The organism is Castellaniella sp. WN, from assembly GCF_054457555.1.
Window position 1 is genome coordinate 157,219 of sequence record NZ_JBTKZC010000002.1, and the last position, 25,737, is coordinate 182,955.

A 25,737-nucleotide genomic window follows, 5' to 3' on the forward strand; every position below is an offset into this window, starting at 1 on the left:
TCTACTCCGGTGATTCCGCCGCCAGCTTGCGCACCAGGCGCAGCACTTCGGCGACGGGTTCGATCAACTCGCTCGGGATGTACTGATCCAGCGACGCGTCGGCCAGCAGCGCGCGCGCCAGCGGAACATTCCGCATGACAGGCACGCCCGCCTCGCGCGCGGCGCGCATCATTTCCGCCGCCAGGGCGCCCTCGCCCTTGGCGAGCACCACGGGCAGCGGCGTCTCGTCCGGATCGTAGTACAGCGCGATCGCCACGTGCGTCGGATTGGTCACCAGTACCGTGGCCTTGCGCGCGCTCTGGACAGCCCCCTGCATCGCCATTTCCTGGTGCAGGTGCTTGCGCTTGCCTTTGATATGGGGGTCGCCTTCCATTTCCTTGTATTCCCGCTTGACCTCTTCCTTGCTCATCATGAGCTGCCTGCGGTGCTGCATGCGCTGCCAGACGAAATCGGCCAGGGCGATCACGGTATAGGCGAGCGCCACATTGGCGAGCAGGGTGCGCAGCATGCCCCCCACGCCGATCCGCAGGCCGGCCAGGCCGCTGTGCGGCACCGACATCAGCTGCGGCAGCGCGTCGCGCACCACCATCGCGACCAGCGCCGAGAGAAAGATGATCTTGATCGACGATTTGAGAAACTCGACCAGGTTCTTCTTGGAAAAGATGTTCTTGAGATTGCTGGCGGGATTGAGCTTCTGCCCCGAAGGGATGAGTTTCTTGAAGGCCAGCACGATGCCGACCTGCAGGAACTCGCCGAACAGGCCGATGCCCAGCACGATCAGCACGAAGGGCAGCACCAGCCCCAGGGCCTCGCGCAGGGTCGCCTCCAGCGCGGTCTTGAGCGCGAGCTCGAAGGGCGTGCCCGCCAGCGCCGCCGGCACGAGCAATATCCGCTCCAGCGATTCGATCAGATTGGAGGCGTTGCCCAGCATATAGCCCATCAGCGCCAGAAGCAGCAAGGTCTGGGTGAAGTCCTTGCTGTGGGCGACGTCGCCCTTTTCGCGCGCCTCGCGCAGTCGCTTGTGAGTCGGCTGCTCGGTCTTTTCTTCGCTCACGGCAGCCTCCATTGATCGTCAAGGAAGGGCAGGATACCGGGAATGTCCCGGACCGTATCGTCAGCATGCCCGAGCAACGTGCTCATGTACAGCACCAGCACCAACAACGCCAGCGCGCTCTTGATGGGCATGGCCAGAAAGAACACCTGCAGCTGCGGCACGAAGCGGTTGATCAGGGCCAGTCCCAGTTCGGCCAGGAACATGGCGACGACGGCCGGCGCGGCGAACAGCAGCACCAGCCGCATGAAGCGGCTGAGCTGATCCAGCATGAGCGGCGCGTTCTCCGCGCGCAGCGCGGGCGACCAGGACCACAGATCCCAGAGGCGGAAGCTGTCGTACAGCAGCGAAAGCATCAGCGAAAAGCCGCCGCCGACCAGGAAAAACGTCAGGAACGCCTGATTGAAAAGAATGCCCAGATGCGAGGAATCATTGCCCGTCGCCGGATTGATGACGGCGCCCATGCTGGCCCCTCGCTGGTTGTCGATGACGAAACCCACCGCCTCGAAGATCCAGAAGGGCAACGCCACCAGAAAGCCCATCGTCAAGCCGACGAAAACCTCTTTGACGACCAGCGGCGCCAGATCCGCCAGCCCCGGATCGAGCTCGGCATAGTGCGGAGCCAGCATGGGGACCAGCACCAGGCCGAGGGCCGCGCAAATCCCATGGCGCAACAGGCCCGGCAGCAGTTGCCGGTTGAACAAGGGCAGCATGGCGCACAAGGCCAGTATCCTGGGTTGCGTCAGCGCCCAGGTCCCCAGGAATGCCTGGATTTCCGCATACATCGCGCCATCGTGCATGTCCCGCCCCCCGCTCATCGGATCTTGTAGAAAAGATCGAACACCGAAATGGCATAGTTGTAGAGTTCCCCGCTGAGCCAGCGCGCCGTCAGCAGCAGCGTGATGAACACGGCGATCAGCTTGACGGCGAAGGACAGGGTCTGTTCCTGGATCTGCGTCAGCGCCTGGAACAGGGAGAACAGCGTCCCCACGATGGCCGCCACGGCGATCGGCGGCAGCGACAGCCACAGGGTCAGGTACAGGGCCTGGGTCAGATAGGAGACGATGTCGATGGTGCCCATGCGCGCCTCAGGAATAGGAGAGCACGAGGCCCTGGATCAGCTTCGTCCAGCCGTCGATCATGACGAACAGAAAGAGCTTGAGCGGCATGGAGATCGTCACCGGGGACACCATCATCATCCCCATCGCCAGCAGGATGTTGGACACGATCAGATCGATGATGACGAACGGCAGGTACAGGAGAAAGCCGATCTGGAACGCCGCCGCGAGCTCCGACACCAGGAAGGCCGGGATCAGGACGATCAGGTCGTTCTGACGCAGATCGCGCGCCTGGGCTTCGCCCCACAACTGGCGGGCGGTGCGCACGAAGAAGTCCCGCTGCTCCGGCCGGCTGTTTCTCAGCATGAAGGCGCGCAGGGGCTCGGCGCCGCGCGCCACGGCGTCGAGCATGGCCCCGATCTGGTCGCCGCCGGCCGCGCCTGCCGCGCCGGCCGACTGCGCCGGCGACTCGCGGACCGCGCGCAGTTCATGTCCGACCTGCAGCGCGACGGGTCCCATGACGTAGACGGACAGGATCACGGACAGGCCATAGAGCGCCATGTTGGGCGGCACCTGCTGCACGCCCAGGGCATTGCGGACCAGCGAGAACACCACCGCCAGCTTCAGGAAGGAAGTGGTCATCACGGCGGCCAGCGGCAACAGCGCGAGCAATGCCAGCGCGACGGCCAGGCTGATGGGATCGAAATTGCCGCTCATTGCGCTCCCTTGCCCAGGACGCCGACGCGCACGCCGATGCGGCCGTCGACCTCGACCAGGTCGCCGGTGCCGATCAGCGCGCCGTTGGCGCGGATCATGACCGGGCCGTCCGACAGCGGCCGGCTCAGGTCGAACACCGCGCCCGGCCTGAGCTGGCGCAGTTCGGCCAGCGTCATGACGCGGTCGCCCAGATCGAAGGTCAGCCGCACCGGAATCTCGTCGACGTCCAGGGGTTCGGCGTCCCGATGATCGTCGAAGTCCGACGGCTCGGCCTCCGTATCGTCATCGAGATCCATCGAGTCGAAGCTCGAAGCGTCTTCAGCGGAAGGGTCGGTCGGCGTCATGAGGGAAGTCCAGCCTTGGGTCACGAGATAGGAAGATTGTTCGGCGCGGACCCGCAGGCCCTGGCCCCGCGGGATGCCCAGCCACAACTCGCCTCCCGGGCCGACCAGGTACTCGTCCAGCAGGACGACGTCGCCCGCGCCCAGGGCGCGCAGGTCGGCGGCCGGCAGGCCGGCCCACCCGAGCACGGCGCGCAGGCGCACCGGCAGGGCCGACTCATCGATCACATCCGCCGCGCCCGGCGGCGCGCGGCTCAACAGATCGGCCAGCAGCATCACCCCCAGGTCGTCGGCCTCCAGTACCGCCAGAGCCGTCTCGCCGCGCTCCCGGGCGGTGGCGACCAGCGTCCAGGCATGGGGCAACTCCGCGGCGTCCGCGGTGATCACGACACGAACCGGCCCCCCGGGGGAGGAGGAAGACAATGCCGCGACCGCCTCGGCCAACAGCGTTTCCAGAGCGGCGGACCGCAGCGCCTCAGGCAGATCCCCGGGCCCCAGGTCCGGAAGACGGGCATCGACCCAGGCCGTCAAGGCATCCGGCGGGAGCCGCAGCCGCAAAGCGGCGCCCGCCCACTTCAGATCGACCCGGTGGCTCGCCGCCCGCCGCAAAGCGTCCGACGCGCCCGGCGCCAGGCTCAGGCGCCAGACGCCGGGCGCGGCATCGGCGCCCTCGAGCGCCGGCAAACTCACGCGCAGATCCGCGCCGCGGGCCGCGATCAGCGTCAGCGCCCGGGCCTGGCCGGCGGTCAGGCCCGGCAGGGAGACGGGCGCGGCGATGACGGAATTCATGGCATCCATGCGACGGTCCCGATCACACGGCCGCGGCCGCTTCGCGCGGACACGGGTCTTCGGGATCATCCGTACCCACCCGCACCAGCACGCTCCGCGCCAGCGACCGGGCCCACTCGTCGGCGAGCGCCTGCGCGCAATGATCGAGGGTTTCGCGCGAGGCCTCGCTGGCGCAGGAAAACGCGGCCACCATGCGGCCTTCCTCCTCGTAGACCGACAAAACCACGCCCGGCAGAACCTCCGCCTTCAAGTCCAGACGCACCTCGCGGCGACCGCCGCCCTCGCCCACCAGCACGCGGTCGGCCGCCTCGTTCAGCGCCCGCGCGAGCCCGATCGGGGCGGCGGGCGGGGCCGAAGCCGCGACGGACGCCGCCGGACCCGGAAACAGCGGGAACGGCCGGTGCGCTCCGGTCCACGACTCGGCGGCCTCCGGCGGCGCCCCGCCGTCCCGCGCCAGGGCCTGCTCAAAGGCCTGGCGGTCCGCGTCGGACGCCTCGCGGCGCGGACCGCCAGGATCCCGCCGCTCCGGGTCCGGCATGTTCCGGCCCAGGCCGATGTTCAGATCGATCCGGCGTTCATTCATGATCGCTCAGGCTCATAGTCGTCATGCCGCGACCAGTCGTCGCGGTCGCGCGCCACGGCCGCGATCTCTTCCATTTCCAGGTCATCCCGACGCTCCAGTTCGAGGGACTGCTCGGCCTCGTATCGGCCGACCACCCGCATGAATTTCTCGACCTGGCGCGAGGCTTCCCGATGGGTCTCGCGGCGCTGGTCCAACGTTTCGGCCTCGAGGCGCTCCCGCTCGGCAGCCTCGTCGACGCGGGCTTCGTGATCGCGCTCGCCCTGGCGCAGGCTGGCCACGCTGCGCATGACATCCTCGATGTCGCGCACATGCACCAGCCGGGCGCACAGATCGCCGTACAGCCCCCGCTCCCGCGACAGCGACCAGTTCCGATATTCGTCCAGGCTTTCCAGCGCCCGGACCCGGCACCGTTCGGCGTCGGCCAGGGCCCGGCGCTGCTTCATCACGGCCAGTTCCGCCCGCTCCTCTCGAAAACGCTTGATGGTCAGCAGTTCGTCGAATACTTTCACGCGGCCACCCTCCCATCGACGATGTCGGCCATGCCTTCGAGCGTGTCGGGCAGGGCCGAACGCTCGTCTGTCCTCTGCCGCAGGAAACGGTTGATGGCGTCGATCTTGTCGATGGCCTCGTCGGTCACGGCGTCTCCGCCGCGCTTGTATTCGCCGATCTTCACCAGCAGTTCGACCTCCTGGTACTTGGCCATCAGCTCGCGGATGCGGCCCGCCAGCCGCTTGTGCTCGTCCGTCACCACCGCGTTCATGACCCGGCTGGTGGAGGCCAGCACGTCGATGGCCGGATAATGATTGGCCGCGCTCAGTTTGCGCGACAGCACGATGTGCCCGTCCAGAATGGAGCGCGTCTCGTCGGCGATGGGCTCGGTCATGTCGTCGCCCTCGACCAGCACGGTATACAGGGCGGTGATGGAGCCGTGCTGGTTCATGCCGACCCGCTCCATCAGCCTGGGCAGGGTCGCGAACACGGACGGCGGATAGCCCCGGCGCGTCGGCGGCTCGCCGGCCGCCAGGCCGATCTCGCGCTGCGCGCGGGCGAAGCGCGTCACCGAATCCATCAGGAACAGCACCCGCTTACCCTGGTCGCGGAAATATTCCGCGATGGCCGTGGCGACATAGGATGCCTTGGCGCGCTCCATCGAGGACCTGTCGCTGGTGGCGCACACGATGACGCTGTTGCGGCGCCCCTCGGGTCCCAGGTCGCGTTCCAGAAATTCGCGCACTTCCCGTCCCCGTTCGCCGATCAGCGCCACCACGGTCACATCCACGTCGGCGCCCTTGACCAGCATGCCCATCAGCGTGGACTTGCCCCCGCCCGCCGCCGCGAAGATGCCCATGCGCTGGCCTTCGCCGCAGGTCAGCAAGCCGTCCAGCGCCCGCACCCCGAGTTCCAGAGGCTTGTCGATCATGCGACGCGTCAACGGATCGGGCGCCTCGGCGAAGACCGGATAGAACTTGCTGGCCTCCAGCGGGCCATAATCGGCCGTGTCGAGCGGCCGGCCCAGACCGTCGAGCACCCGGCCCAGCAGCCCCGGCCCCACGGGCACCATATGCGCCCGCCCGGTGGGGATGACCTCGGTGGCCGAAGAAATGCCGTACATGTCGCCCAGCGGCGTCAGCAGCGCGGCATCCCGGGCGAAGCCGACGACCTCGCCCCGCATCTCGAAAGCCTCGCCCGGACTGCGCAGAATGCAGACCTCGCCCACTTTCACGGTCGGCACGACAGCCTTGATGATCGTGCCGATGACCTGCGTCACCCGCCCCTTGATCCGCAAGGTCGGCGTGTCCTGCAGCGCGATTTCCATCATTTCGGTGATGTAGTCGAAATGGCGCATTTCCGTCGCCCGCCCTATATCCGGCTGCCCAGCATGCGCTGGAACGCGCCCCGCAGGGCCTCGATCTGCCCTTCGAGGCTGGCCTCGACCATGCCGATCTCGCTTTCGAGGATGCAGGCGCCCCGCGCCAGGCGCGCGTCGGGCAGCAGATCCAGGTAGCCGACCCCCGGATAGGCGGCCAGGATGTCGTTGATGCCCGCCCGCACCACCTCGACGTCGTCCGGATGCAGGCGCAGGGTCATCTGCTTCTGGTTGCGCACCACGGCCAGCGCGTTGCGCACCACGGCCACGACCTTCTCGCGGTCGTCGAAGCCGTCGACGACCTTGCGCACGGCCGCCATGACCAGATCGACCATTTCGTTTTCCACGCCCGCGAAATAATCGACGGTACGGCCGACGATCTCGATCATTTTCTCGGCCTGGTCGAGCAGGGCCTGCCGCTTGCCGTCCTCGTAGCCACGGCGGCGCTCGGCCTCGAAAGCGTCGCGGGCGCCCGCCAGAATGGCGTCGGCCTGCGCGCCGGCCTGGTCCAGCATGGCCCGCGCCTGGACCAGCGCGGCATAGTCGGCCGCGCGCAGCACACGGGCCGCCGGGTCCGGCGTCGCCGCCAGGAGGCGGGGATTCAGTGCGTCGCGGGAAACGAGGAATGCCATATCGGTTCGACCCGTTCTAAAACGCCAAGGGCCAGGCCCAGAATATCCGGGATATCGTCCGGCGCGTCGTCGGCCGGCCCGGCTTCCAGCCTGAGTCCGGCCCGCAGACCGAGTTCCGGTCCGGCCGCCTGGAAAATCGTGTGCAGGGCGGCGCGGCCGATCCGGTCCACCCGGTCCGCCAGCGCCGCCGCGGAACCAGCTTCCTCGTCCGCCGGACGGGACCACGGCCCGGTTTCCGCGTGGCGGGCGAAATCCAGCGTCTCGGACCCCAGCGCCGCCGTCAGTTGCCTCACCTCCACACCGACGATGGCCCGGCGCAGGCGTGGCGCGCACATCGCGGCGCCCATGTGGCGCGCGATCCGGGCCAGCCGGTCCGGGGGCAGCAAGGCCAGCGCCAGCTCGGGCCGGTCCGCGTCGAGGACGGGACGCTCATGCAAGTCCAGGCGGCGCAGAATCGCGGCGGACCAGTGCCGATGCCAGGCCGCCGCGCAGGCCGCCGGCACGGGCCGGTCCGGTGCGCCGAACGCCGCATGCCGGCTGGGATGCAAGGCGAGACTGGGCAAGAGATTGAACGTCAGCAGCCGCGCGCCGAAAAGGGCCGCGGCGCTCATTCGGAGCCTCCGCGCGCGGTCGCGGGGGCGGCCGGCTTCCGGCGCTTCCCGAGGGCGGCGCGCAGGAACGACGCGTCCCCTTGCCACAGCAGGTAGCCGAGGCCGCCGGCCAGGGCCAGGATCAGGCAGGCCAGCAGCCCCAGAAGCAGCCACAGTCCGCCGGCCGAATCCCGGGACACCTGGAACCCCAGAATCGACGTCAGGACGGGAAGCGCGCGTTCCGGACCCGCGCCGGGCTGGGCCGACACCAGACTGATGGAGACCCTGTCCTCGGTCAGGCCGGGAATGGCGTGCGTGATCAACTGGCGAATCTGCGGCTTGAGCGCGTCGAAGGAATAGCCGACCCGATGCTTGATGAAAACGGCCGCCGTCGAAGGGGTGGCGGCCTCGCCGATCTCGCCCCGCTCGGGCAGCACCACGTGCACGCGCGCCGCCAGCACGCCGTCCATCTGCGACAGGGTGTTGGTCAGCTCCTGGGACAGGGCGTAGATATACCGGGCGCGTTCTTCCAGGGGCGAGGACACCAGGCCTTCCTTGCGGAAGATCCGGCCCATGCCGTCGAAGCGTTCGCGCGGCAGACCCTGGGTACGCAGGATGTCCAGGGCGCGGGCCACCTGGGCGCCGTCCACCGAGACGGCCACGCCTTCCTTGCCCAGGACTTTGTCGGCATGGATGCCGGCGTCGAGCAGTACCGACAGCAGTTCGTTGGCCTCGCCTTCGCTGGCGGAGGAATACAGCGTGACGCTGGACCCGCAGGCGGACAGGACCGTCAGGACCAGCGCGGCGAGCGCCAGCCGCGGGCCTCGAAACAGCGGGGCATGCGTCAAGAACGACCGGAATGGAGCCATCAAGACATCCTGACCAACGTATCGATATCATCGGTGGTGCCCGACACCGCCTTGCCCACCAGTTCATATTGCACGGAAACCTTCAGCAGTTCCGTCTGCAGGCGCAGCATCTCGCCGGCCGCGGGCCGCGCGCCCATGCTGTCCAGGCCGCGAGCGATGTCCTCCCACCTGCCGGAGACATCGGCCGCGACACCCCGCAGGCCATTGAGGATCTGGCCGCCCAGTGTCGGCGCGGCGTCCGGCGGCGCGGCCGCGAACGGCGCCGGCGGCGCGCCGACGACATCGGGCCCGTTCATGATGGCGTTGAACCGTTCGGTTGCCAGCGCGGCCGGATCGGCGCGCGGCGCGGGGCCGGCCATGGACGGGGTCTGGACGGCCAGGGCGGCGGAAAGCGCGGCGATTTCCACGATCAAGCTCCTCGATCAAACATCATCCGATACCTCGCGGTCGAGCCCCAGCATCCGCCGGGCCAGCAAACCGCCTTCGCCCGGCAGCGCGGCGGCGTCGGCCAGCGCCCGGCGGCTTTCGGCGACGCGTCCGGACAGTTGCAGCGCCAAGCCACGCCAAGCCCGCGCCAGCGCCCGTTCCTCCGGATCGACGAAATCGGCGTCCTCGAACAGGCGGGCGGCCTCGGCCGCGCGGCCCGCGTTCAGGCGCGCGACGGCCAGTCCCACGAGGGGGTAGGCGCGATCCGGCCGCGCACGGCGCAGCGCGTTGAAAATCGCATCCGCATGCGGCACATCCCCCCGGCTGGCCGCCAGCATGCCGACCTCGGTCAGGAAATGGGCGTCGGCGGCCTCAAGCACAAAAGCCGTCTCCGAAGAGGCGGCTAGAAAACCGGGCGGACTCGCGCCCGACGGCGCAGTGCGCGCGCGTTTCATCCTGAAACCTGCCTGCCGGCCAGGTCGCGCAGCACCCGGGCGCGCGGCTCGAGCGCGGCGTATCGACTGCCCGATTCCCCGATGCAACGCAACACGCGATCGAGTTCCTGGATCGCCTCGTCCACGCGCCCGAGCCTCAGCTGACATTCCGCGACCTGCAAAGCCGGCTGCGGATCGCCGGGAAACAGCATGATCAGCAATGAATACGCGCCGATGGCCTCTTCGTAGCGTTCGCATTTTTCCAGGCACAGGGCCAGCCCGGCGAGATAGTGCCTGTGCGTCGGGCCGTAGATCGAGAGGATCGAGAACACCGGCAGCGCCTGGGCGTACCGCTTCTGGGTGACATATGCATAGGCCAGGGCGTAGATCGTTTCGAGCTGGGCGTCGTTCAGGCGGGCACTGGACGGCAGCGCCTTCAGCCCGTCGTAGAGTTGCTGGCTGATCGGGTCGCGGGTCGCGGTGGAGCCTTGGGGCATGGAGTTCTCCTGGTTACCGGCCTGCCGATCAGGCCGGCATTCTGCCTGCGATTTTCTGATTGATTGTCTTCATGCTCGCCGAAATGGCGGCAATCTGATCGCTGACGGCCCGCGTGCTTTCTTCAATCAGATCGAACAGCTTCTTCAATTCATTTTGATCTTCTTCTCGTCGTTTATTAATTTTGACCATCTCCGCTGCGATTCTCTGCCTATCCGCGACCGATTCCTCGCTCTCTCTCACCGCGTTGGCCTTGGCGATGTTCAGAGCGCCCTGCGTCACCTGAATGCCCCCGGAGGCAATCGCGGAAGTGCCCGCAATGACACCGGAGAACCCCTTCATCGCGGCCTCGAGCACCTTGGCGCTGACCGTGGCTGTCGACGAGGCCAGGGACGCCCCCGCCGTGACAACCATCAGAAGAATCCCGGTCGCAAGCGCCGTGGCAACCGTGACGCCCACGCCGATGAGCGCGGCGATCTGCGGGTCCACCCCGGCCAGCGAAAGAGCGCCCTGCACCATATTGCCGATCAGCGAGGGCTCGAACAGAACCAAAACAGGCACCGCCAGCACCGCCATGGCGGCTACGATCCTGCAAACGTTTTCAGCCACCACGGGGTCGACACCGAACAGTCGGGTCATGATCGAGCCGACCGTTTGCTGAACCAGGTTGCCGAAGCTGAGTTCGGCCCCGGCTCCGAACGCTTCCATCGAGGCCATGCTTGCCAGGGAAACGGTCGAACTGATCACGCCTACGGCGCCGACAGCCGCCACCACCAGCAAGGGGGCGGCGCCTCCTCCCGTGATCACCGTGAGAACGACCGACAACGTCACGGCCACAACCGAAACGCCGACAGCAAGGACCGCGCCAGCCCAACTGGCGATCTTGCACCACGTGCCCAGCGTTTGGGCCTCATGGCACCTATCGGTCCATTCCTGGATATTCTGCAACTGCAGCTTGAGGTTTTGGTCCGCCCCCTGGCGCAGCGACTCCAGGCTTCTCTGGAGCGTCTCGACCTGCACATCCCGGCTGGACAGGCTCTTCAACAAAATACCGATGTCATAGAGGCTCATATTCTGAACGCGCGGGTCGGGTGCGGGGATGCTCGGCGCCCCTTGCGCATTCACCAGGGGATTGGAGTCGCTCGGCAGGCCGGCGCCCGCATCCCAATCGACGGACCTCGGCCGTTCGTCGCTGGATTTGCCGAACGTGAAACCGCCGACGGCCTGCTCGTCGCCGCCCATACCCTCGACGAACGGGTCCGGCGACGGCGCGTAATTCGGTCCGGAGGAGAGAATCTTCGCAGCCATGGACACGCTCCTAAATTTTCTGCACCGCGCTGCGATTGGCGTCGTTATAGGCTTGAACCATGGTCCGCAACGCGCCTCGCGCATCGTCGATGGCCTGCTGATACTGCTGCACCAGCTCGTTGTCCTGCGCATAGTCCGTGTCACGCTTCTTGGCATCGGCCTCGAGCCTGGTTTTCTCCGCATCATGCCCGGCCGCGAGACCTTCCGCGCCCCCTCCCATCATCGAACCCATGCCTGACAGGCCGCTGCCCGCCCCTTGGGACGTATGAGACAACGCCGTCCCGGCGTTGAGCCACTGCCTGCTGGCCAGTTCCCGGGCGGCCAGTTTCTGGGCGTCCAGTTTCTGGGCGTCCAGTTCCCGGGCGGCCAGTTTCTGGGCGTCCAGTTCCCGCCGGGCGGCCAGTTTCTGGGTATCCAGTTCCTGCCGAGCGGCCAGTTCCTGAGCGGAATGGGGCGATTCCTGACCGGACTCGGGCGGTTCCTGAGCGGAACTGACCGGTTTCCGGGCGACCAGTTCCTGAGCGGAATGGAGCGGTTCCTGACCGGACTTGGCCGGTTCCCGGACGAAATCTTTGCTGGACGGCTTAACGTTGCTCGGTTCACTGAAAGTGCGGAGCTCAATACCGTCGCTATCCATGGAATTACCGGCCAGTTTCTGGGCGGGATTTTTGCCGACCACGGGACCTTTGCCGACCACGGGACCTTTGCTGACCGCGGGATTTTTGCCAAGCGCAATGCCCTTGGCGCCCGCGAGCGCTCCGCCGGCACCCATCCCCATCGTCACGAGCCCGCCGAGGACCTGAGCCCCGCCCGAAATGCAGGCCCCCACGAAACGTTTGATGGCCGCTTGCGCGATTTCCTCGGCGGCATTCATCAAGTCCGTGATCTGAGCCTGCATATCGAAGGTTCTCTGCTTGAACCCCACATCACGCAACAACTGAGCGAAAGACTGAAACGCCGACATCAGTTCCCAGATGTCGCCGAGCACGCTTTTCCCGTTGAGACTTCCCAAAGGATTACTCGTCAGCGCATGGCCGGCGGGCGCGGGCAAGACGCCATCGATGTCATCCGCATCGGTTTTGAGGTTGACCTGCTCGAGCACGGTCTCCACAGAAATACCGGCCTGTTTCGACCTTTCCCCGGCGACTCGATCCGGCGATGGCGCATTGTTCATGGAGTAGGTATCAAGCGGCGAAGGGCGGTGGAATTGCAGGGGATTCGTCATGACGAGGCTCCAGTAGATTAGGATGGGGCTCGGCCCGCAGGCGCCGAATGGTATGGGTTGGGTGGCCGTTCGGTGAAAATCGTTCCACTGAGGCACGCTAATGGCCGGCCGCCCCGAGCCGAAGCCCTTCGAGCAGGGCCAGGGCGCGCGCCTTGATGACATCGTGCTCACCCGCCTTGCACAAGGACTCCACGACCAGATTCAGCGATACGCGCGCGTCTTCGAGCCGCCCCAATGCGATCAGGCATTCCGCGCAATGAAAAACCGGAGCCGGGTCGTCAACTCGCAGCAGCGTCGCGATCACGTACTGCTCCAGGGCGGCTTCATAACGCCCGGTCATCTGCATGGCCGAGGCCAACGCCATCTGATAGCGGGAGTCCAAATGATCGAGGGCCACCAGCCGCGTGAAGATCTTGACCGCATCCCCATATTTGGCCTGAGCGTACAAGGCATAGCCATAGGCATACAGGGCCTCGCATTCCTCGCCGCACAGGCCCATGGCCTGCGCCAGCGTTCCCCCTGATTTCCAGAGGTCGATCAGATTTTCAACGATGGACTCCATCTCCGGCACGGCCCATCCCGCATTGATCTGCATACTCATCGCGCACCCTGTGATGTGTGCAGAACCGAGCCCGCCCGCCTCCGGAAGAGAGGAACGGACGAGCCGGGCTCAGATTATGTCGCGCATCTTGCGCGGGCGGCCTGCGCCGGGACTGGAATCGGCCGACTCAAAACCCAGACGCGCGATTCCCTCGGCGACCTCGCGCTCGATGTCTTCCATGTCCTTACGGATCGCCTCTTCGAGATCGGCCTCGACCTTGGCCTTTTGCCGCTCGCTCAGGCCGGCGACCAGCGCTTGCATATCCGCCTGGGAAAGGCCGCCGGAGTCCGCCAGGACTTGCCGCATCCGCTCGACCAGCGCGCCGGCTTCACGCCTGATCTCTTCAGGGTTTTTTTTGCTCATCGCATATTGGCCATAATGCCCCGGTTCGTGTCGTTCTGTGTTTTCTGGAAGGAGCTCAACGCATCGCTCGCCTCAGTCAGCTTGTTCGTCGTGGACTGCGCTTTCAGCATGAGGGACTGGCTCAAATTGCTTTGATTGCTGTTCTGCGAGCCGGCATAGGCCTTCAATTGCTCGAGCGCGCCCCGGGTCGCAGAGCCATTGACCACGCCGTCGCCCTGAATCTCAATGCCATCATGGTTAGGTGTCTTCTGCTCCGGCGGGATGGGGGTGCGCTGGCCTTTGGTCCCCTTTGGCGAAAGACCCGTAATCCCATCGACCCCGCCCTCCAGACCTAATTTTTTCATCAGGTCATTGATCGGTATTTCAATGCTTTTGATCTTATCTCTGTTCCAGTCCTCCGCTTTATCGTCGGGATTTCCACCCTTGATCTCCTTGAGAAACGCCTCTAGTTTGTCTCTCAACTGGCTCAGCAGATCCATCTTTTCGTTCACGGCCTGTATTTCATCGACCACGCTTCTCGCAAGCGCCTCCATCCTGTCCTTGCGACCCATGAACACAACCCTTATGGCCTCGTATATTTCCAACTTGGAAAAATCCACCTGACCCATGCCGCCAACAAAACCCGTCGTTATGCTCATGACAACCACTCCTTATCTCATCGTTGAGTCGGCACCCGTACTGGGTGTCATGCCCCGTGGGTAACGAGAAGGCGCCCATGAGTTCCCACCCCAAACATCAGGGAAAACCCTTGGAGCGGTGCCCCATAGGCCCACTCCATGGAACTTCCCGCCGCCTGACTGTTACTACCCGCTCACAGCAGCTTTTTGAGGCTTTGCCTTCTCATGAGCCAAATCGGTTCTCCCCACGGGCACGTCCCGCGTCCCATCCCGTCCGGCCAGCCTTCCGTCGGAAACACTGCCCCCAATCCGCGGACCGGGGGGGCCGGGGGCGGCGCGCGGGGCGGCGGCCGGCCCGGGGGCAATGTCTCCAGCCAGCGGTCCGGGAACACCCGCTCCACGGCCGGCGCCCGGCAAACCCAGGAAAGCGCCCGCCTGCAGGCGGGCGGGTTCGAAGGCGAGTTCCTCCCGCCCCCCTCGCTCGACGAGATCTCCGAGGAAGCCAGCCTGTTCATGGCCGGCAAGATCGAGAACAAGCATCACACCGAACGCAAGCTCAAGCCCGACCGCCCCGCGGAATCGCGGCGGTCCGAGGACATCGTCGAGCTGCTGCGGCAGACGCGGGATCCGGACGCCGAGTCCAGGCTCGAGGCGCTGGCCGGTGAACTGCTGAAAAACCGGCAGGCGCCCACGCAACAGGCGCGGGACGCGTTCGGCGACGTATCGCAGCAATACCTGGCCCTGCAATACGCCCTGAAAAAAGGCGAGCGGGAAGGCGCCGACCCCGAGCGGCTGGAGTCGCTGCGAGACGCGCTCGCCGATCTCGAAATTGAAAGCGGCCCCTGGATCCGGGCCGGGATCAATGCCCTGGGCAATGCCGGGGCATTCGCGACCGACGCCCAAGGCGTCCAGTCCTTCCAGGACACCTACCGCGACGTCGTCCTGGGCGAAAACACCCTGAGCGAGACCCTGGCCCTGGCCCTGGAACGATTCGGCGGCAAGCACGCGGAACGCGGCTTGAAGCAAATGATCCTGACCCTGGGGGCGGACCTGTCCTCGACGCAACCCTCCACCTCGACCAGCCGGCTGCGGGCGCTCACCCGCGACCTGTATCTGCTGGAGGTCGCCGTGACCGCGCTCGACGGATGCGCCGAACTGTCCGTCGGCCTCCGCGCCAGGGGCTTGGGCGAGCCGGACGACGAACGCCTGATGCGGGATCTGGTGGGGATCACAGGAGAAAAATGGCTCGCCGAGGGGCGCTTCACGACGCTGGCGGAACGACACGGCGTCACCTCGATCGAAGGCCGGGTGGCGTTCCTGACCGGCGTGAAGAACGTGATGAAAGCCTTTCCCGAACAGGTGTTCCCGACCGTCGATGACAAACAGGCCACCGTGACCGCCATCCAGACCGCCCTGAACACCGCCATCGAGGCGGAGGAGGACCGCCAATGAGCAGCCCCGCCGCCGTCCTGCGGCAATTCGGCGAGGCCGAGGGTCTTTCCGACCTGTGTTTCGATGCGCGGGGCCAGGCCTTCTTCCTCTCGGCATCGAATCATCTGCTGGGCCTGGAGCTGGCCGACCCGGATCTTCTCATCTACATCGCCCGGCCGGTCCCCTACGACAGCGGAGACTGGCTGCGGCGCGCCTGCAAGCACGCCCACCATAGCCGCCTGGACGACTGGCCGGTGCAGCCGGCGCTGCGCGACCATGACGGCACCCCGCACCTGCTGGCGCTCACGCGCCTGGGCGAACAGGAATTCACCGAGCTGCGCCTGCGCCAGGCGCTCGAATACCTGTCGCGCTGGCTCGACGCCCTGGACGCCGAACCCTGAATCCGGAGCTCTCATGCCAGATATCCGACCCAACCGGCTCATCCGCTTCGACCACGGCATCGACACCATTGTCCATACCCGCGGGAATGAGCGGACCGCCCAGGATCTTCCGGAACGACGCAATCTGGCGCCTTCCGACGATCCCGCGCTCGCTCAGCTGGATCAGCTGCTCGACAAACCCAATATCCAGCGTTTCCTGGAAGAGGCCCTGCGCCCCGACATCAGCGACCGCGACCTGCTCATGCCTTCGCAATTCGCCGAGGCCCTGCGCGAGGCACTGAAGGCGCTCGCCCGCCTGGCCGAGAACGGCGGCGACAGCCGCACGCTCAACCGCGCCGTGCGCCTGCTCAAGGAAGAAACCAATCTGCGCGAACTGGTCGCCATGTATCGCGGCGCCCTCTATCAGGGATGACGGGATGCGTCCCCCTTCCGATCCGTCTCCGCCCCCCGGCGCGGCCCACCTGCTGGGCGAACACGGCGCCGCGCTGCTGGATCTGCTTTCTTACGTCTATCTGAGACATGACCGTCCCGAGAAAGCCGCCGCGCTCCTGGCCGCGCTCGACGCACTGGGCCTGGCCGACGCGCGCCTGCGCATCTCGCTGGCTCTGGCGCAACTGCGTTCCGGCAAACCCGAAACCGCCCTGGGCACCCTGGACCGCGTGGCGCTCCAGGGTGGCCTGACCGGCGCTTTCCATCTGGTCCGCGCCCAGACCCTGGTCGCCCTGGGACGCGAGGACGAGGCCGAAGCCGCCATGCGGATCTATGTCAGCCTGCGCGCCCGCCAGGCCGAACCCGCCGAGTCACCCTGAGCCGCTCTCATGCAGCAAATCCTCAACCGCGCCGTCAATCTCCTCACCAGCCGCAACGACATCGTCCTCGCGGTCCTGATCGTCTCGATCATCTTCATGATGATCCTGCCGCTGCCCACCTCGCTGGTGGACGTGCTGATCGGCACCAACATGACCCTGTCGGCCATCCTGCTGATGGTGGCCATGTACCTGCCCTCGCCGCTGGCCTTCTCGTCCTTTCCCTCGGTACTGCTGGTCACCACCCTGTTCCGGCTGGGCATTTCCATCGCCACCACGCGACTGATCCTGCTGCAGGGCGACGCCGGCCACATCATCGAGACCTTCGGCAATTTCGTGGTCGGCGGCAACCTGATCGTCGGCCTGGTGGTCTTCCTGATCCTGACCATCGTGCAGTTCGTGGTCATCACCAAGGGCGCCGAGCGCGTGGCCGAGGTCGCGGCCCGCTTCTCGCTGGACGCCATGCCGGGCAAGCAGATGTCCATCGACGCCGACCTGCGCGCCGGCACCATCGACATGGACGAGGCGCGCAAGCGCCGCGGCGTGGTCGAGAAGGAAAGCCAGCTCTACGGCGCCATGGACGGCGCCATGAAGTTCGTCAAGGGCGACGCCATCGCGGGCCTGATCATCGTCGCGGTCAACCTGCTGGGCGGCATGCTCATCGGCACGATGCAGCGCGGACTCACCGCCGGCGAGGCGGTGCAGGTGTATTCCATCCTGACCATCGGCGACGGCCTGATCGCCCAGATCCCGGCCCTGTTCATCGCCATCTGCGCGGGCATCATCGTGACCCGCGTGCAGACCGGCGAGGGCGGCCCGTCGAACGTCGGCAAAGACATCGGCGCCCAGGTGCTGGCCCAGCCCCGCGCCCTGCTGATCGCGTCGGCGGTGGCCCTGGGCATGGGTCTGATCCCGGGGATGCCCACCCTCACCTTCCTCGCCCTGGCGGCCGTGGTGGGGACGATCGGCTTCGTGCTGCTGCGCAATACCCGCAAGGTCGTGGACGAGAAGACCGGTGAAATCACCGAGATCCCCGCGCTGGCGGCCGATGGCCAGCCCGCGCCCAAGCTCCGGACCGAGGGCGGCACCGAGTTCGCCCCCACCCTGCCGCTGATGATGGACGTGGCGGCCGATCTGCAACGGCACTTCGACGCCGACGAACTGAACACGGAACTGCTCAAGATCCGCCGCGCGCTGTACTTCGACCTGGGGGTGCCCTTCCCGGGGATCCAGCTGCGCTTCAACGACGCCCTGCCCGAGAACACCTACCTCATCCTGCTCTCCGAGGTTCCGGTGTCCCAGGGCCGGCTGCGGCCCGGCCACGTGCTGGTGCGCGACACCGAGCAGAACCTCCAGGCGCTGCAGGTGCCCCACGCCACGGACAAACCCTTCCTGCCCGGGATCCCGACGCTGTGGACCGAGGCCTCGCACGTCCCCATGCTGACCGCCGCCGGCATCCCCTGCCTGGACACCCACCAGATCCTCACCTGGCACCTGGCTTTCGTATTGAAGAAGTATTCCTCGGACTTCATCGGCATCCAGGAAACGCGCTTCCTGCTGACCGCCATGGAGGACCGCTTTCCCGATCTGGTCAAGGAGGCCCTGCGGGTAATGCCGGTGCAGAAGATCGCCGAAATCATGCAGCGGCTGGTGTCCGAAGATGTTTCCGTGCGCAATCTGCGGGCCGTGCTGGAGGCGCTGATCGAATGGGGGCAGAAGGAAAAGGATTCCGTCCTGCTGACCGAATATGTGCGCATATCGCTCAAGCGGCACATCAGCCACAAGTACTCCAGCGGCCAGAACATCCTGCCCGCCTACCTGCTGGCCCCAGACGTCGAGGAAACCGTCCGCGGCGCGATCCGCCAGACCTCTGCCGGCAGCTATCTGGCCCTGGACCCCGGCGCCTCCAAGAAACTGGTGGAGAACATCCGCAAGACCGTGGGCGACATCGCGGCCAACGTCCATAAGCCCGTGCTGCTCACCTCCATGGACATCCGCCGCTACCTGCGCAAGATGATCGAGCAGGACCTGTACGAACTGCCCGTGCTGTCCTACCAGGAGCTCACCCCGGAAATCAATGTGCAGCCCCTGGCCCGGGTGGAACTATGACCGCGCCCCTCGCCCGCCATCCCGCGCGACGGCGCCCCGAGCGGAGGCCCGGAGAATGAACGAGGCGCTCGAACTGCGCGTGCTTTCCGGCCTGCACCGCGAGGCGCGCTGCCCGGCCCTCCACAACGACCTGGTGGGCGCCGACTCCGATTGCGACATCATCCTGACCGACCCCGGCATGCCCGCGCGGGCCGCGCGCCTGCGGCTGGCCGACGAAGGCTGGGAGCTGGCGCCCGCCGACGACGACGGCGCGGACGATGGCGCGTCCGCGCCGCCAGGCGCTTCCTTCAACCAGCCGCGCGCCCTCGGACATATCTGGATCACGGTGTCCCGCCTCTCGGATCCATGGGCGGAACCGCCGGAGGCGGCCAACGACCCTTCGGCCGACGCCGTCTCCGACCCGGACGCCCGGCCCGCCGACCTGGACGAGGATGCGGAGCCTGTTCCCCTCCCCCTCCGGACGGATCCGCGCCCGGCAACCGCCGCGCACGCTCCCGTTCCGCCCCGGCGCAGGCGATCCAGGGTCACGACGTCCGCGCTGACCGCCGCGGGCCTGGCCATCCTCATTGCGCTGGCGCAGGCCTGGCTATCCCCGCCGCCGACCGCCCCGTCCGCCCCCGAGCGCCCCGATCCCCGCTCCGCCGCCGAGCGATCGCTGCCCCTGATCCAGGCGACCCTCGACCGCCTGGGCATGGCTTCCAGACTGCGCGCGGCCATGACGTCCGACGGCGCGGCGCAGGTCTCCGGCTGGGTGCGCACCGAGGCCGAGCGCGACGCGCTGGCCTCCGCGCTGACACAGATATGGCCCATGCCCGCCATGAAAGTCAGCGTCGAAGCCGATGTGCTCCGGACAGCCCGCGCGGCCCTGGAGGACCATGCCGTCAAATATGAACCCCGCTACGACGGCGAAGGCCGCCTGAGCATCCTGGGGATCGCCGCCGGCGACGCGGACCGCGCGGCGGCGGTCGAGGCCGTGCGCGCGAAGCTTCCGGGGATCGTCATCATGGACAATGCCGTCCTGTCGGCCACGGCCGTGGCCGACATCCTGACCCGGGAACTCGCGGAAGCCGGACTCGGCGGCGTCGTCCTGAGCTGGGACCGCCATCACTTGCTGGTCAATACCTCCGACCTGGACGACGCCCAGGCGATCCGGTTCGAAGCCATCCTGGCGGAATTCAATCACCGCTTCTTCGACGTGGCCACTCCGCCCGACTCCGGCTTGCCCGCCGACTCCGTGCCCTTCGGCATCCGCAGCGTCATCGGCGGGCACACCCCCTTCATCGTATTGGAAAATGGGCGTAAATTACTCGTAGGGGGAATCTACCGGCGCTACCGTCTGACCGGCATCGAGGAACACCGCCTGACCTTCGACGGCCCCCGCCACGCTATCGTACCGCGCTGAATACGGATCTCGTCATGTCCCTCTCCCTGACCAATCTTGAAACCCGTCTGGCCGCCCCCGGCGGGGCCGCCCTGCGGAACGCGCTGGCCGAACGGGCGGCCCGGCTGGAGCAATCGCTGCGCGCCCGCATGGCCGGCGGCCTGCCACGCCAGGATTTCTCCGCCTGGCAGGCCGCCGCCGAAGCCGCCGCCGCCGCGCGCGAAATCCTGGCCTCGTGGCCGGCCAACGACACGGCGCCTCCGGCTCCGCGCGAGCCGGCCCGCCCCTTTTAACTTCCTTCCCATCCGGAGCTCATATCATGGCACTCCACATTTCCGGCGCCGGCGGCGGCCTGAATTTCAATACGCTCAACGACACGCTCTACAGCAGCCTGCGCTCCCAGGAAAGCAATCTGCGCGACACGATCACCCATCTCAGTGCGGACGCCGACGGCAACATCTCGCAAATGGACCTGCTGATGCTCCAGCAGCAAACTCAGCAATGGACCATGATGATCGATCTTCAGAGCACGATCACCAAGCAGATCGCCGACGCGCTCAAGGGCATCATCCAGAAGTCGTCCTGAACCGCCGGCGCGTCCGACGCCGGCACCCGGCCCCGCCCGCGGGGGCGGGAACCGCACGCTCAGACCGACTGCAGGAATACGGAAGGATCGCGCACGCCCGAGGCGCCGGTCGCGCGGTCCTGGGCTCCGGGCCAGGCCTCGGCCTGATCCAGCAGGGACTCCAGGAGAGCGCAGAGCGCGGCGGCGGTGCATCCGGCCGGACCCAGGGCCGCCTGCATGCAAGGCCGGCCCTCGGGATCGACGCACAACACCACGCCATGGCCCGCCTGCATGAAATTGGCCCGGGCCATGCGTTCGGCCTGGCCGGCGTCGATGCCGTGATCCGCCAGCCGGCACGAGACCAGGACCAGATCGCGCGCCTGCAGATGCATCATCTGCACCACGTGCCGGCCGTCGAACACCAACTGGCAGATGCCTTCGTCCGAAGGCGCCAGACCCGCGATGCCCAGATCGTGACCCAGTTCGGCGATCAGGCGGATAAAGGAAGAATCGACGGACATGAATGAATCACTCATCAAGGGCGCACGGGTTCATGAATTGATAAAAATACGTCGGATCGGCGCGATTGAACAGAGGGCGAAAACCAGAGGGCGCCGGCCGCTCCACGGATGAATATCCGGGCCGGCTCATGCGAACATGCCACCGGTCGGCATGTCCGGCGGAGTGCCCGGACCGGTGTCCGGGTCATTCCCGCCGGTGCGCAGGGGGCCGCCGTCATTGGCGTCCTCGATGCGCTCGCGCCAATGGGCCGCCACGTTGGCGAACCGTTCGATCCAGGCCGACAGCGATTCCACATCCAGGCCCGCCCACGCGCGCCGATCCGCCAGGAAGACGCGGCCCGTGTCGAAATCGGCGCTGAAGGTCGCCCCTCGCGTGCCCTGCCAGAACAGGTTGGCCGCCAGCAACATGGCGTAGATCGCGTCCCGGCGGTCCGGATCGACTTCGGGCAGGCGGGCGAACAGGATGACCTCGTCGTCCTCCGTCTCGTGCTGGATGTGGATCTCGTGACCGTCGACCATGAGTCCCACGTAGCCGTCCTCGCCCGCCGCCATGTCGGCCATGCCCAGCGTCCGGCCCAGTTCGGCGATCAAGGCCTGGTATGAAGAGAGAGACATGCGGCGCTCCTGTGATTCCATGGGTCGTGATCAGGATCCGGCGAACTTGCCCAGCCCGCAAAGAAACTGGCGGACCTCGGCATCGGGCAACCGGTCCTTCAGGTGGCCGGCTTCCTTGCTGCCAGGCAGGCCCGTGTTCCAGCGCTGGTTTTCGAGCTGGCCGGAACCGGCGCTGACCATGTAGTAGACGCCCTGGTCGTCGCCCACCAGGCGCTCGTCGGGATTCATCTCGCCGCCCAGGTCGCGCAGGATCAGCTTGGACTTCAGTTCGACGTCGGTGACGCCGCCGCGGTCCTTGTCGCTCTTGCAGCCCTTGGACATCGTGCCGGCCAGGTCGCGGGCGTTCACCAGATTCAGGCCCTGTTCGGCCAGGCTTTGCAACACCAGGATCTCGCGGCCCATCTTGGCCGGGTCGCCATTGCCCTTGCGGAAGGCCCCCTCGGTGAACATGCGGCGCACCAGATCGGTCTGGCCGCGCAACTGGGCCATGAGGCGCGCGGCCTGATCTCCGCGCGAGTCGTCAAGATTAAAGTACACGTTCTCCAAACGATCGTAGACCTCGCCCACGAAACCGCCCGGCCGCGCGCCCCGGGCGCCGAATTCGCCTTCGCCCAGGTCGCCCACCAGCTTGATCATGTTGGCGGTGTTGTGCGCGTGCACGTTGTCCCAGACGCGCATGAGATTCCGCAGACCGCCGGTGGCCATGGCGTTGATGCCGAACGAGAAGGTGATGGTGTCCACGTTCACTTTCGCTACGCCAGGTTTTTCGTCGGGATGCTCCGGATTGAACACGAGCAGGCTCTGGTTCAAGCCTGAATTGGCCTCGAAGGCCCGGAACTGGTTCCGGGTGTAGGTGAGTTCCTGATAGTTCCGGACACCCAGGAAGTCGCGCACCGTATCGGGCGAGGTCAGGTTGACGCTGACGTGCACCAGCCGGGGCGCCTGCGCGTTCTGCTGCCGGGTCGGTTTGTTCAGTTCGTCCCGCAGGCGGCCGTTGCTGTTCAGGGCGACTTCGAGCACTTCGCGCGCGCCTTGTTTGTTGGCGGCCTGACGTTGCGATTTGTTCTTGATGCCCCACATGTCCAGCACGCCGTGACCCACCACCGTGGTCATCACCCGCCCTCTGGAATCACGCAGGCGGCTGACCTTGAGGTTGCGGGCATGGGGACCGCTGCCCGTGACCCCGGAGGGCACCCCCCCCCCGCGGCCGGTGTTGCCGCTCTGTTTGCCCAACTGATGGTTGATGAACGGGGCCGGCACGATCTCGCTCCTGTAGGTGCGCATCACACCGTCGCGCATCACGGGCATGTCGCGCACCACCGGCTGCCAGTGTTCCAGCCGCGCCAGAGCCTGCCGTTCGCTGTGCTTCAGGCTGGTCTTGGAGAACAGCTTATCGAGCGTGCCCCGGGGGATGCTGGCTTCCTCGAGGCGGGTACGCAGCCTCGCCTGCATGTCGCGCTTGCCCTGGACGATAGGGTGCGTATTCTTATTCGACTTGCCGGGCGCCTCAATAGGACTAGACGGCTCGGTAACGCTCTCCTCGTATGCCTTTTTGTATTTGTCAATTTCTTTAATCGCCCACGTGGAACAGACCTGCCCCAGAGCTTCTTGCTGTTTCCTGTCGAGTGCAGGCTGGCCCTGTCCGACATCATCTTGCAGTTGTTCGAGCAGGCATAGACCCGCCTCGGCCCAGATCAGGTTGCTGTACTTGACGGCACGATCGGTCAGGGGGTCGATCTGGCGCATTTCATCGATATAGGTGCGCTTGGCTTCCAGCAGCCCGATCTGACGATCGATGTCGAGAGACAGCGCCCGGAGTACGGAGGGCTGCTCGCCCTGGGGTCCAGCGCTGTTCAAGGACGTTCTCATCCTGTCCAGCTCGTTATGACACTGCGTCAGTTTGGCTGACAGATCCCCCTGGCTGTTCAGGTTCCAGGCCTGCCACCCCAGCAATACCGTGGTCTCGTCGATCAAGTCCAGCGCCTTCATGATCGACTCCTGCTGTGGGTCGCCGCAATAGGCCCGACGCAGATCCTGTGTCAAGCGGGCGGGATTCAGTTCAACGGAGGATCGCAGCCCGGATTGGACCCAACCCGTGAGTGCGGGGAAGCGTTCTTCGCATTGCCGAATACGCAGTTCACACAGCTCGGCCTTGGCCTGTTCTCGCAGCGTTTCGATGTCCCTGAGTTTCATTTCCTGATTGCCATAGCGGGAATCGTTCCGCACGGCGCGGGCGATGGCCGCCCGCAGGTCGCGCGACTCATGGCCGCCCTTCAGGTCGTTCAACGCTTTCTTCAGCAGGGCTTCGTTATGCCGCACCACCCGAAGCCGGTAGTCCTGGGCCTTGTCCAGGATCTTGCCGACCTGGTGGTTGGTCAGAGGACGGTCATTGTGCGCCCAGCCTGCCGGCAGGCCGCAGGCATTCAGGGCCTTCGCCGCGGCATCTTCCCCCTCGGTCTTCCCGAGCAAGTCCAGGAATTTCCGCTTCACCTCTTTGCGGCCCCCGACGCGCTCCCGCTGTTCCTTGGCCGAGCGAAACCAGCCCTGGATGCGGCCAACCAGGCCCGACAGACCGCTCCGGTGCACGCCTTGTCTATCGGCGTCCAGGAGAATTTCCCGCTCGACAAATCCACCGCCCGCCTGCCTGAAATGCTCGAGCCCGATCACCATGTTTCTCACCTCTTCATTCAAAACACTGAACGCCTTGTCACTGCTGAGTGGCAAGACCGGCCAACTGGTTCCTTATCCCGGAACCGGACGCTCACCGGCCGGATGATCGGCGCAAAAGAGGCGTCAACATTGCGCAAAAGAGGCATTGGCTTGTCCTCGGTCCATGTGTATAGTTTCTGGCTACGGCGCCGCGCGCCGATCAGCCACTGAATGAGCGCGCCCGTGGCGGAAATTTCCATGTGCCCGCCTCCGGTGCGCGACGGCCAGCCCCAACCACGCCAGGGTCACACCCGGCCATCATCATGCTCCTGAAGACTCGTGCATTCCGCCCCGCCCTGCTGGCCGCCCTGCTGACGCTGGCGGGCTGCCAGCACATGCCCTCGGCGTTCTGGCCCGTGGCGACCCCGCCGGCCGCATCCGACCATGCCACGAACGATGTCCGCACCGTGCAGCCGGTCGCCATCTACCTCGCCCGGTCCGGACCCGGCAAGGGGCTGGTCGCGGTCCACGCCCCCAGCGGCACGATCTATCTCCACACCCGCCCGGTGCTCGCCCGCGAGGACATCACGGAGGCCGCCGCTCTGTCCGACCACCAGGGCGGACATTTCGTCGGCCTGCGGCTGACGCCCGCGGGCGCCGAGAGGCTGGCCGCCATCAGCCGCAAGAACGTCGGCGGCCTGCTGGCCCTGGTCATCGGCCGCGAACTGGTGGCCGCTCCCCATATCGCCGGGCCGCTGGATCGCGGCATACTGGCATTCGAAGTCCCGTCGTCCGCCGCGGCCAGCAGCCTCGCCGCCCGCATCCGGGGCGACGCCGCCGAATAATTCCACGATCAGCCGCATTTCCATGGACAGCCACGACACGCTCACTCTGCCTTCCGGTTCGGAGGCCGTGCCGCTCGCGCTGCAATGGATCGAGGCCATCGCCGACCGCCAGGGCTGGGCGCCCCGCACCCTCTTCGGATTGACGCTGTCGCTGGACGAGGCGCTGACCAACGTCCTGTCCTATGCCTTCGACCCGCCCAGGGCGGATTCCACGCCGGCCATCGCCGTGTCCTGCCGGGTCGGCGCCCAGCGCATCGAAATCGAATTACGCGACAACGGGCGTCCTTACGATCCCACGGCGCACAATCCGCCGCCCCTGATTCCCCACATCAACGAAGCCGGCGCCGGCGGGCATGGCGTGCGGTTGATGCGGCATTATCTGGACACGCTCGACTACCAGCGTCGGGACGGATGGAACTGCCTGACCATGACCATGAAAACCGCCTGA

At 66.4% G+C, this 25,737-nt stretch carries 32 protein-coding genes; 10 read left to right on the plus strand and 22 right to left on the minus strand.

The features are described 5' to 3' along the window. Nucleotide 1 precedes the first annotated feature (1 nt). The 19 genes from sctU to ACTPOE_RS14655 form a co-directional block, all read right to left on the minus strand. Nucleotides 2-1,054 carry a type III secretion system export apparatus subunit SctU gene (gene sctU / locus ACTPOE_RS14565; protein WP_458872963.1) on the minus strand — a complete coding sequence of 351 codons (1,053 nt, stop codon included), beginning with the start codon at nucleotides 1,052-1,054 and terminating at the stop codon, nucleotides 2-4. Then, nucleotides 1,051-1,851: a type III secretion system export apparatus subunit SctT gene (sctT, locus tag ACTPOE_RS14570; protein ID WP_458872964.1), complete on the minus strand. Its 801-nt coding sequence runs from the start codon at nucleotides 1,849-1,851 to the stop codon at nucleotides 1,051-1,053. The genes sctU and sctT overlap by 4 nt, the downstream gene beginning before the upstream one ends. Nucleotides 1,852-1,865: 14 nt before the next feature. Further along, nucleotides 1,866-2,132 carry a type III secretion system export apparatus subunit SctS gene (gene sctS, locus ACTPOE_RS14575; protein WP_458872965.1) on the minus strand — a complete coding sequence of 89 codons (267 nt, stop codon included), beginning with the start codon at nucleotides 2,130-2,132 and terminating at the stop codon, nucleotides 1,866-1,868. A gap of 7 nt (nucleotides 2,133-2,139) precedes the next feature. Further along, on the minus strand, nucleotides 2,140-2,826 hold the full coding sequence (sctR, locus tag ACTPOE_RS14580) for a type III secretion system export apparatus subunit SctR (RefSeq protein WP_458872966.1): 687 nt from the start codon (nucleotides 2,824-2,826) through the stop codon (nucleotides 2,140-2,142). Then, a complete protein-coding gene (sctQ, locus tag ACTPOE_RS14585; protein ID WP_458872967.1) occupies nucleotides 2,823-3,956 on the minus strand; it encodes a type III secretion system cytoplasmic ring protein SctQ in 1,134 nt (377 codons plus the stop codon). Before sctQ ends, sctR begins: the two co-directional genes overlap by 4 nt. A gap of 22 nt (nucleotides 3,957-3,978) precedes the next feature. Then, nucleotides 3,979-4,539: a hypothetical protein gene (locus tag ACTPOE_RS14590; protein ID WP_458872968.1), complete on the minus strand. Its 561-nt coding sequence runs from the start codon at nucleotides 4,537-4,539 to the stop codon at nucleotides 3,979-3,981. Continuing rightward, nucleotides 4,536-5,048, minus strand: a complete 513-nt coding sequence (locus ACTPOE_RS14595; protein WP_458872969.1) for a type III secretion protein — start codon at nucleotides 5,046-5,048, stop codon at nucleotides 4,536-4,538. The genes ACTPOE_RS14590 and ACTPOE_RS14595 overlap by 4 nt, the downstream gene beginning before the upstream one ends. Beyond that, nucleotides 5,045-6,385 carry a type III secretion system ATPase SctN gene (gene sctN / locus ACTPOE_RS14600; protein ID WP_458872970.1) on the minus strand — a complete coding sequence of 447 codons (1,341 nt, stop codon included), beginning with the start codon at nucleotides 6,383-6,385 and terminating at the stop codon, nucleotides 5,045-5,047. The genes ACTPOE_RS14595 and sctN overlap by 4 nt, the downstream gene beginning before the upstream one ends. 14 nt (nucleotides 6,386-6,399) lie before the next feature. Then, a complete protein-coding gene (locus ACTPOE_RS14605) occupies nucleotides 6,400-7,038 on the minus strand; it encodes an HrpE/YscL family type III secretion apparatus protein (protein ID WP_458872971.1) in 639 nt (212 codons plus the stop codon). Beyond that, complete coding sequence (locus ACTPOE_RS14610; RefSeq protein ID WP_458872972.1) at nucleotides 7,008-7,649, minus strand: SctK family type III secretion system sorting platform protein; 642 nt, start codon at nucleotides 7,647-7,649, stop codon at nucleotides 7,008-7,010. Before ACTPOE_RS14610 ends, ACTPOE_RS14605 begins: the two co-directional genes overlap by 31 nt. Further along, on the minus strand, nucleotides 7,646-8,497 hold the full coding sequence (gene sctJ / locus ACTPOE_RS14615; RefSeq protein ID WP_458872973.1) for a type III secretion system inner membrane ring lipoprotein SctJ: 852 nt from the start codon (nucleotides 8,495-8,497) through the stop codon (nucleotides 7,646-7,648). The genes ACTPOE_RS14610 and sctJ overlap by 4 nt, the downstream gene beginning before the upstream one ends. After that, entirely contained in the window at nucleotides 8,497-8,904 is a 408-nt protein-coding gene (locus tag ACTPOE_RS14620; protein ID WP_458872974.1) for an EscI/YscI/HrpB family type III secretion system inner rod protein, read from the minus strand. Before ACTPOE_RS14620 ends, sctJ begins: the two co-directional genes overlap by 1 nt. 15 nt (nucleotides 8,905-8,919) lie before the next feature. Beyond that, nucleotides 8,920-9,303, minus strand: a complete 384-nt coding sequence (locus tag ACTPOE_RS14625) for a hypothetical protein (protein ID WP_458872975.1) — start codon at nucleotides 9,301-9,303, stop codon at nucleotides 8,920-8,922. Between the two features lie 71 nt (nucleotides 9,304-9,374). Continuing rightward, nucleotides 9,375-9,854: a SycD/LcrH family type III secretion system chaperone gene (locus ACTPOE_RS14630; RefSeq protein WP_458872976.1), complete on the minus strand. Its 480-nt coding sequence runs from the start codon at nucleotides 9,852-9,854 to the stop codon at nucleotides 9,375-9,377. A 28-nt stretch (nucleotides 9,855-9,882) separates the two neighbouring features. Further along, nucleotides 9,883-11,160, minus strand: coding sequence for a type III secretion system translocon subunit SctE (gene sctE, locus ACTPOE_RS14635; RefSeq protein ID WP_458872977.1), 1,278 nt, complete (start codon nucleotides 11,158-11,160; stop codon nucleotides 9,883-9,885). Nucleotides 11,161-11,170: 10 nt separating this feature from the next. Continuing rightward, the gene (gene sctB, locus ACTPOE_RS14640) at nucleotides 11,171-12,385 is read right to left on the minus strand and encodes a type III secretion system translocon subunit SctB (protein ID WP_458872978.1); all 1,215 of its coding nucleotides are present in this window, start codon (nucleotides 12,383-12,385) and stop codon (nucleotides 11,171-11,173) included. Between the two features lie 97 nt (nucleotides 12,386-12,482). Next, the gene (locus ACTPOE_RS14645) at nucleotides 12,483-12,986 is read right to left on the minus strand and encodes a SycD/LcrH family type III secretion system chaperone (RefSeq protein WP_458872979.1); all 504 of its coding nucleotides are present in this window, start codon (nucleotides 12,984-12,986) and stop codon (nucleotides 12,483-12,485) included. A gap of 69 nt (nucleotides 12,987-13,055) precedes the next feature. Beyond that, nucleotides 13,056-13,349, minus strand: a complete 294-nt coding sequence (locus ACTPOE_RS14650) for a hypothetical protein (RefSeq protein WP_458872980.1) — start codon at nucleotides 13,347-13,349, stop codon at nucleotides 13,056-13,058. Further along, nucleotides 13,346-13,987, minus strand: a complete 642-nt coding sequence (locus ACTPOE_RS14655) for a hypothetical protein (protein WP_458872981.1) — start codon at nucleotides 13,985-13,987, stop codon at nucleotides 13,346-13,348. The genes ACTPOE_RS14650 and ACTPOE_RS14655 overlap by 4 nt, the downstream gene beginning before the upstream one ends. A gap of 204 nt (nucleotides 13,988-14,191) precedes the next feature. Here ACTPOE_RS14655 and sctW point away from each other — a divergent pair, with 204 nt between their 5' ends. From sctW to ACTPOE_RS14695, 8 genes are read left to right on the plus strand one after another with little or no spacing between them, the layout of a single operon-like run. Next, nucleotides 14,192-15,418: a type III secretion system gatekeeper subunit SctW gene (gene sctW / locus ACTPOE_RS14660; protein WP_458872982.1), complete on the plus strand. Its 1,227-nt coding sequence runs from the start codon at nucleotides 14,192-14,194 to the stop codon at nucleotides 15,416-15,418. Further along, entirely contained in the window at nucleotides 15,415-15,798 is a 384-nt protein-coding gene (locus tag ACTPOE_RS14665) for a type III secretion system chaperone family protein (protein WP_458872983.1), read from the plus strand. The genes sctW and ACTPOE_RS14665 overlap by 4 nt, the downstream gene beginning before the upstream one ends. Nucleotides 15,799-15,811: 13 nt before the next feature. Next, the gene (gene sctX / locus ACTPOE_RS14670; protein WP_458872984.1) at nucleotides 15,812-16,210 is read left to right on the plus strand and encodes a type III secretion apparatus assembly protein SctX; all 399 of its coding nucleotides are present in this window, start codon (nucleotides 15,812-15,814) and stop codon (nucleotides 16,208-16,210) included. A 4-nt stretch (nucleotides 16,211-16,214) separates the two neighbouring features. Continuing rightward, nucleotides 16,215-16,607 (plus strand): type III secretion apparatus assembly chaperone SctY, encoded by a 393-nt coding sequence (sctY, locus tag ACTPOE_RS14675; protein ID WP_458872985.1) that lies wholly within the window; start codon nucleotides 16,215-16,217, stop codon nucleotides 16,605-16,607. Between the two features lie 9 nt (nucleotides 16,608-16,616). Further along, nucleotides 16,617-18,713: a type III secretion system export apparatus subunit SctV gene (gene sctV / locus ACTPOE_RS14680; protein ID WP_458872986.1), complete on the plus strand. Its 2,097-nt coding sequence runs from the start codon at nucleotides 16,617-16,619 to the stop codon at nucleotides 18,711-18,713. A gap of 55 nt (nucleotides 18,714-18,768) precedes the next feature. After that, entirely contained in the window at nucleotides 18,769-20,115 is a 1,347-nt protein-coding gene (gene sctD / locus ACTPOE_RS14685) for a type III secretion system inner membrane ring subunit SctD (RefSeq protein WP_458872987.1), read from the plus strand. 14 nt (nucleotides 20,116-20,129) lie between these two features. Further along, complete coding sequence (locus tag ACTPOE_RS14690; RefSeq protein WP_458872988.1) at nucleotides 20,130-20,387, plus strand: hypothetical protein; 258 nt, start codon at nucleotides 20,130-20,132, stop codon at nucleotides 20,385-20,387. A gap of 26 nt (nucleotides 20,388-20,413) precedes the next feature. After that, the gene (locus ACTPOE_RS14695; protein ID WP_458872989.1) at nucleotides 20,414-20,680 is read left to right on the plus strand and encodes an EscF/YscF/HrpA family type III secretion system needle major subunit; all 267 of its coding nucleotides are present in this window, start codon (nucleotides 20,414-20,416) and stop codon (nucleotides 20,678-20,680) included. A 59-nt stretch (nucleotides 20,681-20,739) separates the two neighbouring features. Here ACTPOE_RS14695 and ACTPOE_RS14700 read toward each other — a convergent pair whose 3' ends face one another. The 3 genes from ACTPOE_RS14700 to ACTPOE_RS14710 form a co-directional block, all read right to left on the minus strand. Then, nucleotides 20,740-21,180, minus strand: coding sequence for a CesT family type III secretion system chaperone (locus ACTPOE_RS14700; protein ID WP_458872990.1), 441 nt, complete (start codon nucleotides 21,178-21,180; stop codon nucleotides 20,740-20,742). 126 nt (nucleotides 21,181-21,306) lie between these two features. After that, a complete protein-coding gene (locus ACTPOE_RS14705) occupies nucleotides 21,307-21,795 on the minus strand; it encodes a type III secretion system chaperone (protein ID WP_458872991.1) in 489 nt (162 codons plus the stop codon). A 30-nt stretch (nucleotides 21,796-21,825) separates the two neighbouring features. Next, nucleotides 21,826-24,465, minus strand: a complete 2,640-nt coding sequence (locus ACTPOE_RS14710; protein WP_458872992.1) for an inositol phosphate phosphatase SopB — start codon at nucleotides 24,463-24,465, stop codon at nucleotides 21,826-21,828. A gap of 302 nt (nucleotides 24,466-24,767) precedes the next feature. Between ACTPOE_RS14710 and ACTPOE_RS14715 the strand changes: the two genes are divergently transcribed. Both ACTPOE_RS14715 and ACTPOE_RS14720 read left to right on the plus strand, forming a co-directional pair. After that, the gene (locus ACTPOE_RS14715; RefSeq protein ID WP_458872993.1) at nucleotides 24,768-25,289 is read left to right on the plus strand and encodes a SecDF P1 head subdomain-containing protein; all 522 of its coding nucleotides are present in this window, start codon (nucleotides 24,768-24,770) and stop codon (nucleotides 25,287-25,289) included. 22 nt (nucleotides 25,290-25,311) lie between these two features. Further along, entirely contained in the window at nucleotides 25,312-25,737 is a 426-nt protein-coding gene (locus ACTPOE_RS14720) for an ATP-binding protein (protein ID WP_458872994.1), read from the plus strand.

Excerpts from the sequence above, each read along its gene's own strand:
- ACTPOE_RS14630 (WP_458872976.1), bottom strand. The coding sequence starts at position 9,854 with ATGCCCCAAGGCTCCACCGCGACCCGCGACCCGATCAGCCAGCAACTC.
- ACTPOE_RS14665 (WP_458872983.1), top strand. The coding sequence starts at position 15,415 with ATGAGCAGCCCCGCCGCCGTCCTGCGGCAATTCGGCGAGGCCGAGGGT.
- ACTPOE_RS14655 (WP_458872981.1), bottom strand. The coding sequence starts at position 13,987 with ATGAGCATAACGACGGGTTTTGTTGGCGGCATGGGTCAGGTGGATTTT.
- ACTPOE_RS14695 (WP_458872989.1), top strand. The coding sequence starts at position 20,414 with ATGGCACTCCACATTTCCGGCGCCGGCGGCGGCCTGAATTTCAATACG.
- ACTPOE_RS14720 (WP_458872994.1), top strand. The coding sequence starts at position 25,312 with ATGGACAGCCACGACACGCTCACTCTGCCTTCCGGTTCGGAGGCCGTG.
- ACTPOE_RS14700 (WP_458872990.1), bottom strand. The coding sequence starts at position 21,180 with ATGTCCGTCGATTCTTCCTTTATCCGCCTGATCGCCGAACTGGGTCAC.
- sctV (WP_458872986.1), top strand. The coding sequence starts at position 16,617 with ATGCAGCAAATCCTCAACCGCGCCGTCAATCTCCTCACCAGCCGCAAC.
- sctB (WP_458872978.1), bottom strand. The coding sequence starts at position 12,385 with ATGACGAATCCCCTGCAATTCCACCGCCCTTCGCCGCTTGATACCTAC.
- sctY (WP_458872985.1), top strand. The coding sequence starts at position 16,215 with ATGCGTCCCCCTTCCGATCCGTCTCCGCCCCCCGGCGCGGCCCACCTG.
- sctQ (WP_458872967.1), bottom strand. The coding sequence starts at position 3,956 with ATGAATTCCGTCATCGCCGCGCCCGTCTCCCTGCCGGGCCTGACCGCC.
- sctW (WP_458872982.1), top strand. The coding sequence starts at position 14,192 with ATGAGCCAAATCGGTTCTCCCCACGGGCACGTCCCGCGTCCCATCCCG.
- sctJ (WP_458872973.1), bottom strand. The coding sequence starts at position 8,497 with ATGGCTCCATTCCGGTCGTTCTTGACGCATGCCCCGCTGTTTCGAGGC.
- sctR (WP_458872966.1), bottom strand. The coding sequence starts at position 2,826 with ATGAGCGGCAATTTCGATCCCATCAGCCTGGCCGTCGCGCTGGCATTG.
- sctN (WP_458872970.1), bottom strand. The coding sequence starts at position 6,385 with ATGCGCCATTTCGACTACATCACCGAAATGATGGAAATCGCGCTGCAG.
- ACTPOE_RS14590 (WP_458872968.1), bottom strand. The coding sequence starts at position 4,539 with ATGAATGAACGCCGGATCGATCTGAACATCGGCCTGGGCCGGAACATG.
- sctT (WP_458872964.1), bottom strand. The coding sequence starts at position 1,851 with ATGCACGATGGCGCGATGTATGCGGAAATCCAGGCATTCCTGGGGACC.
- ACTPOE_RS14710 (WP_458872992.1), bottom strand. The coding sequence starts at position 24,465 with ATGGTGATCGGGCTCGAGCATTTCAGGCAGGCGGGCGGTGGATTTGTC.
- ACTPOE_RS14645 (WP_458872979.1), bottom strand. The coding sequence starts at position 12,986 with ATGAGTATGCAGATCAATGCGGGATGGGCCGTGCCGGAGATGGAGTCC.
- ACTPOE_RS14690 (WP_458872988.1), top strand. The coding sequence starts at position 20,130 with ATGTCCCTCTCCCTGACCAATCTTGAAACCCGTCTGGCCGCCCCCGGC.
- ACTPOE_RS14605 (WP_458872971.1), bottom strand. The coding sequence starts at position 7,038 with ATGGCATTCCTCGTTTCCCGCGACGCACTGAATCCCCGCCTCCTGGCG.
- ACTPOE_RS14705 (WP_458872991.1), bottom strand. The coding sequence starts at position 21,795 with ATGTCTCTCTCTTCATACCAGGCCTTGATCGCCGAACTGGGCCGGACG.
- sctX (WP_458872984.1), top strand. The coding sequence starts at position 15,812 with ATGCCAGATATCCGACCCAACCGGCTCATCCGCTTCGACCACGGCATC.
- ACTPOE_RS14715 (WP_458872993.1), top strand. The coding sequence starts at position 24,768 with ATGCTCCTGAAGACTCGTGCATTCCGCCCCGCCCTGCTGGCCGCCCTG.
- sctE (WP_458872977.1), bottom strand. The coding sequence starts at position 11,160 with ATGGCTGCGAAGATTCTCTCCTCCGGACCGAATTACGCGCCGTCGCCG.
- sctD (WP_458872987.1), top strand. The coding sequence starts at position 18,769 with ATGAACGAGGCGCTCGAACTGCGCGTGCTTTCCGGCCTGCACCGCGAG.
- sctS (WP_458872965.1), bottom strand. The coding sequence starts at position 2,132 with ATGGGCACCATCGACATCGTCTCCTATCTGACCCAGGCCCTGTACCTG.
- ACTPOE_RS14650 (WP_458872980.1), bottom strand. The coding sequence starts at position 13,349 with ATGAGCAAAAAAAACCCTGAAGAGATCAGGCGTGAAGCCGGCGCGCTG.
- ACTPOE_RS14610 (WP_458872972.1), bottom strand. The coding sequence starts at position 7,649 with ATGAGCGCCGCGGCCCTTTTCGGCGCGCGGCTGCTGACGTTCAATCTC.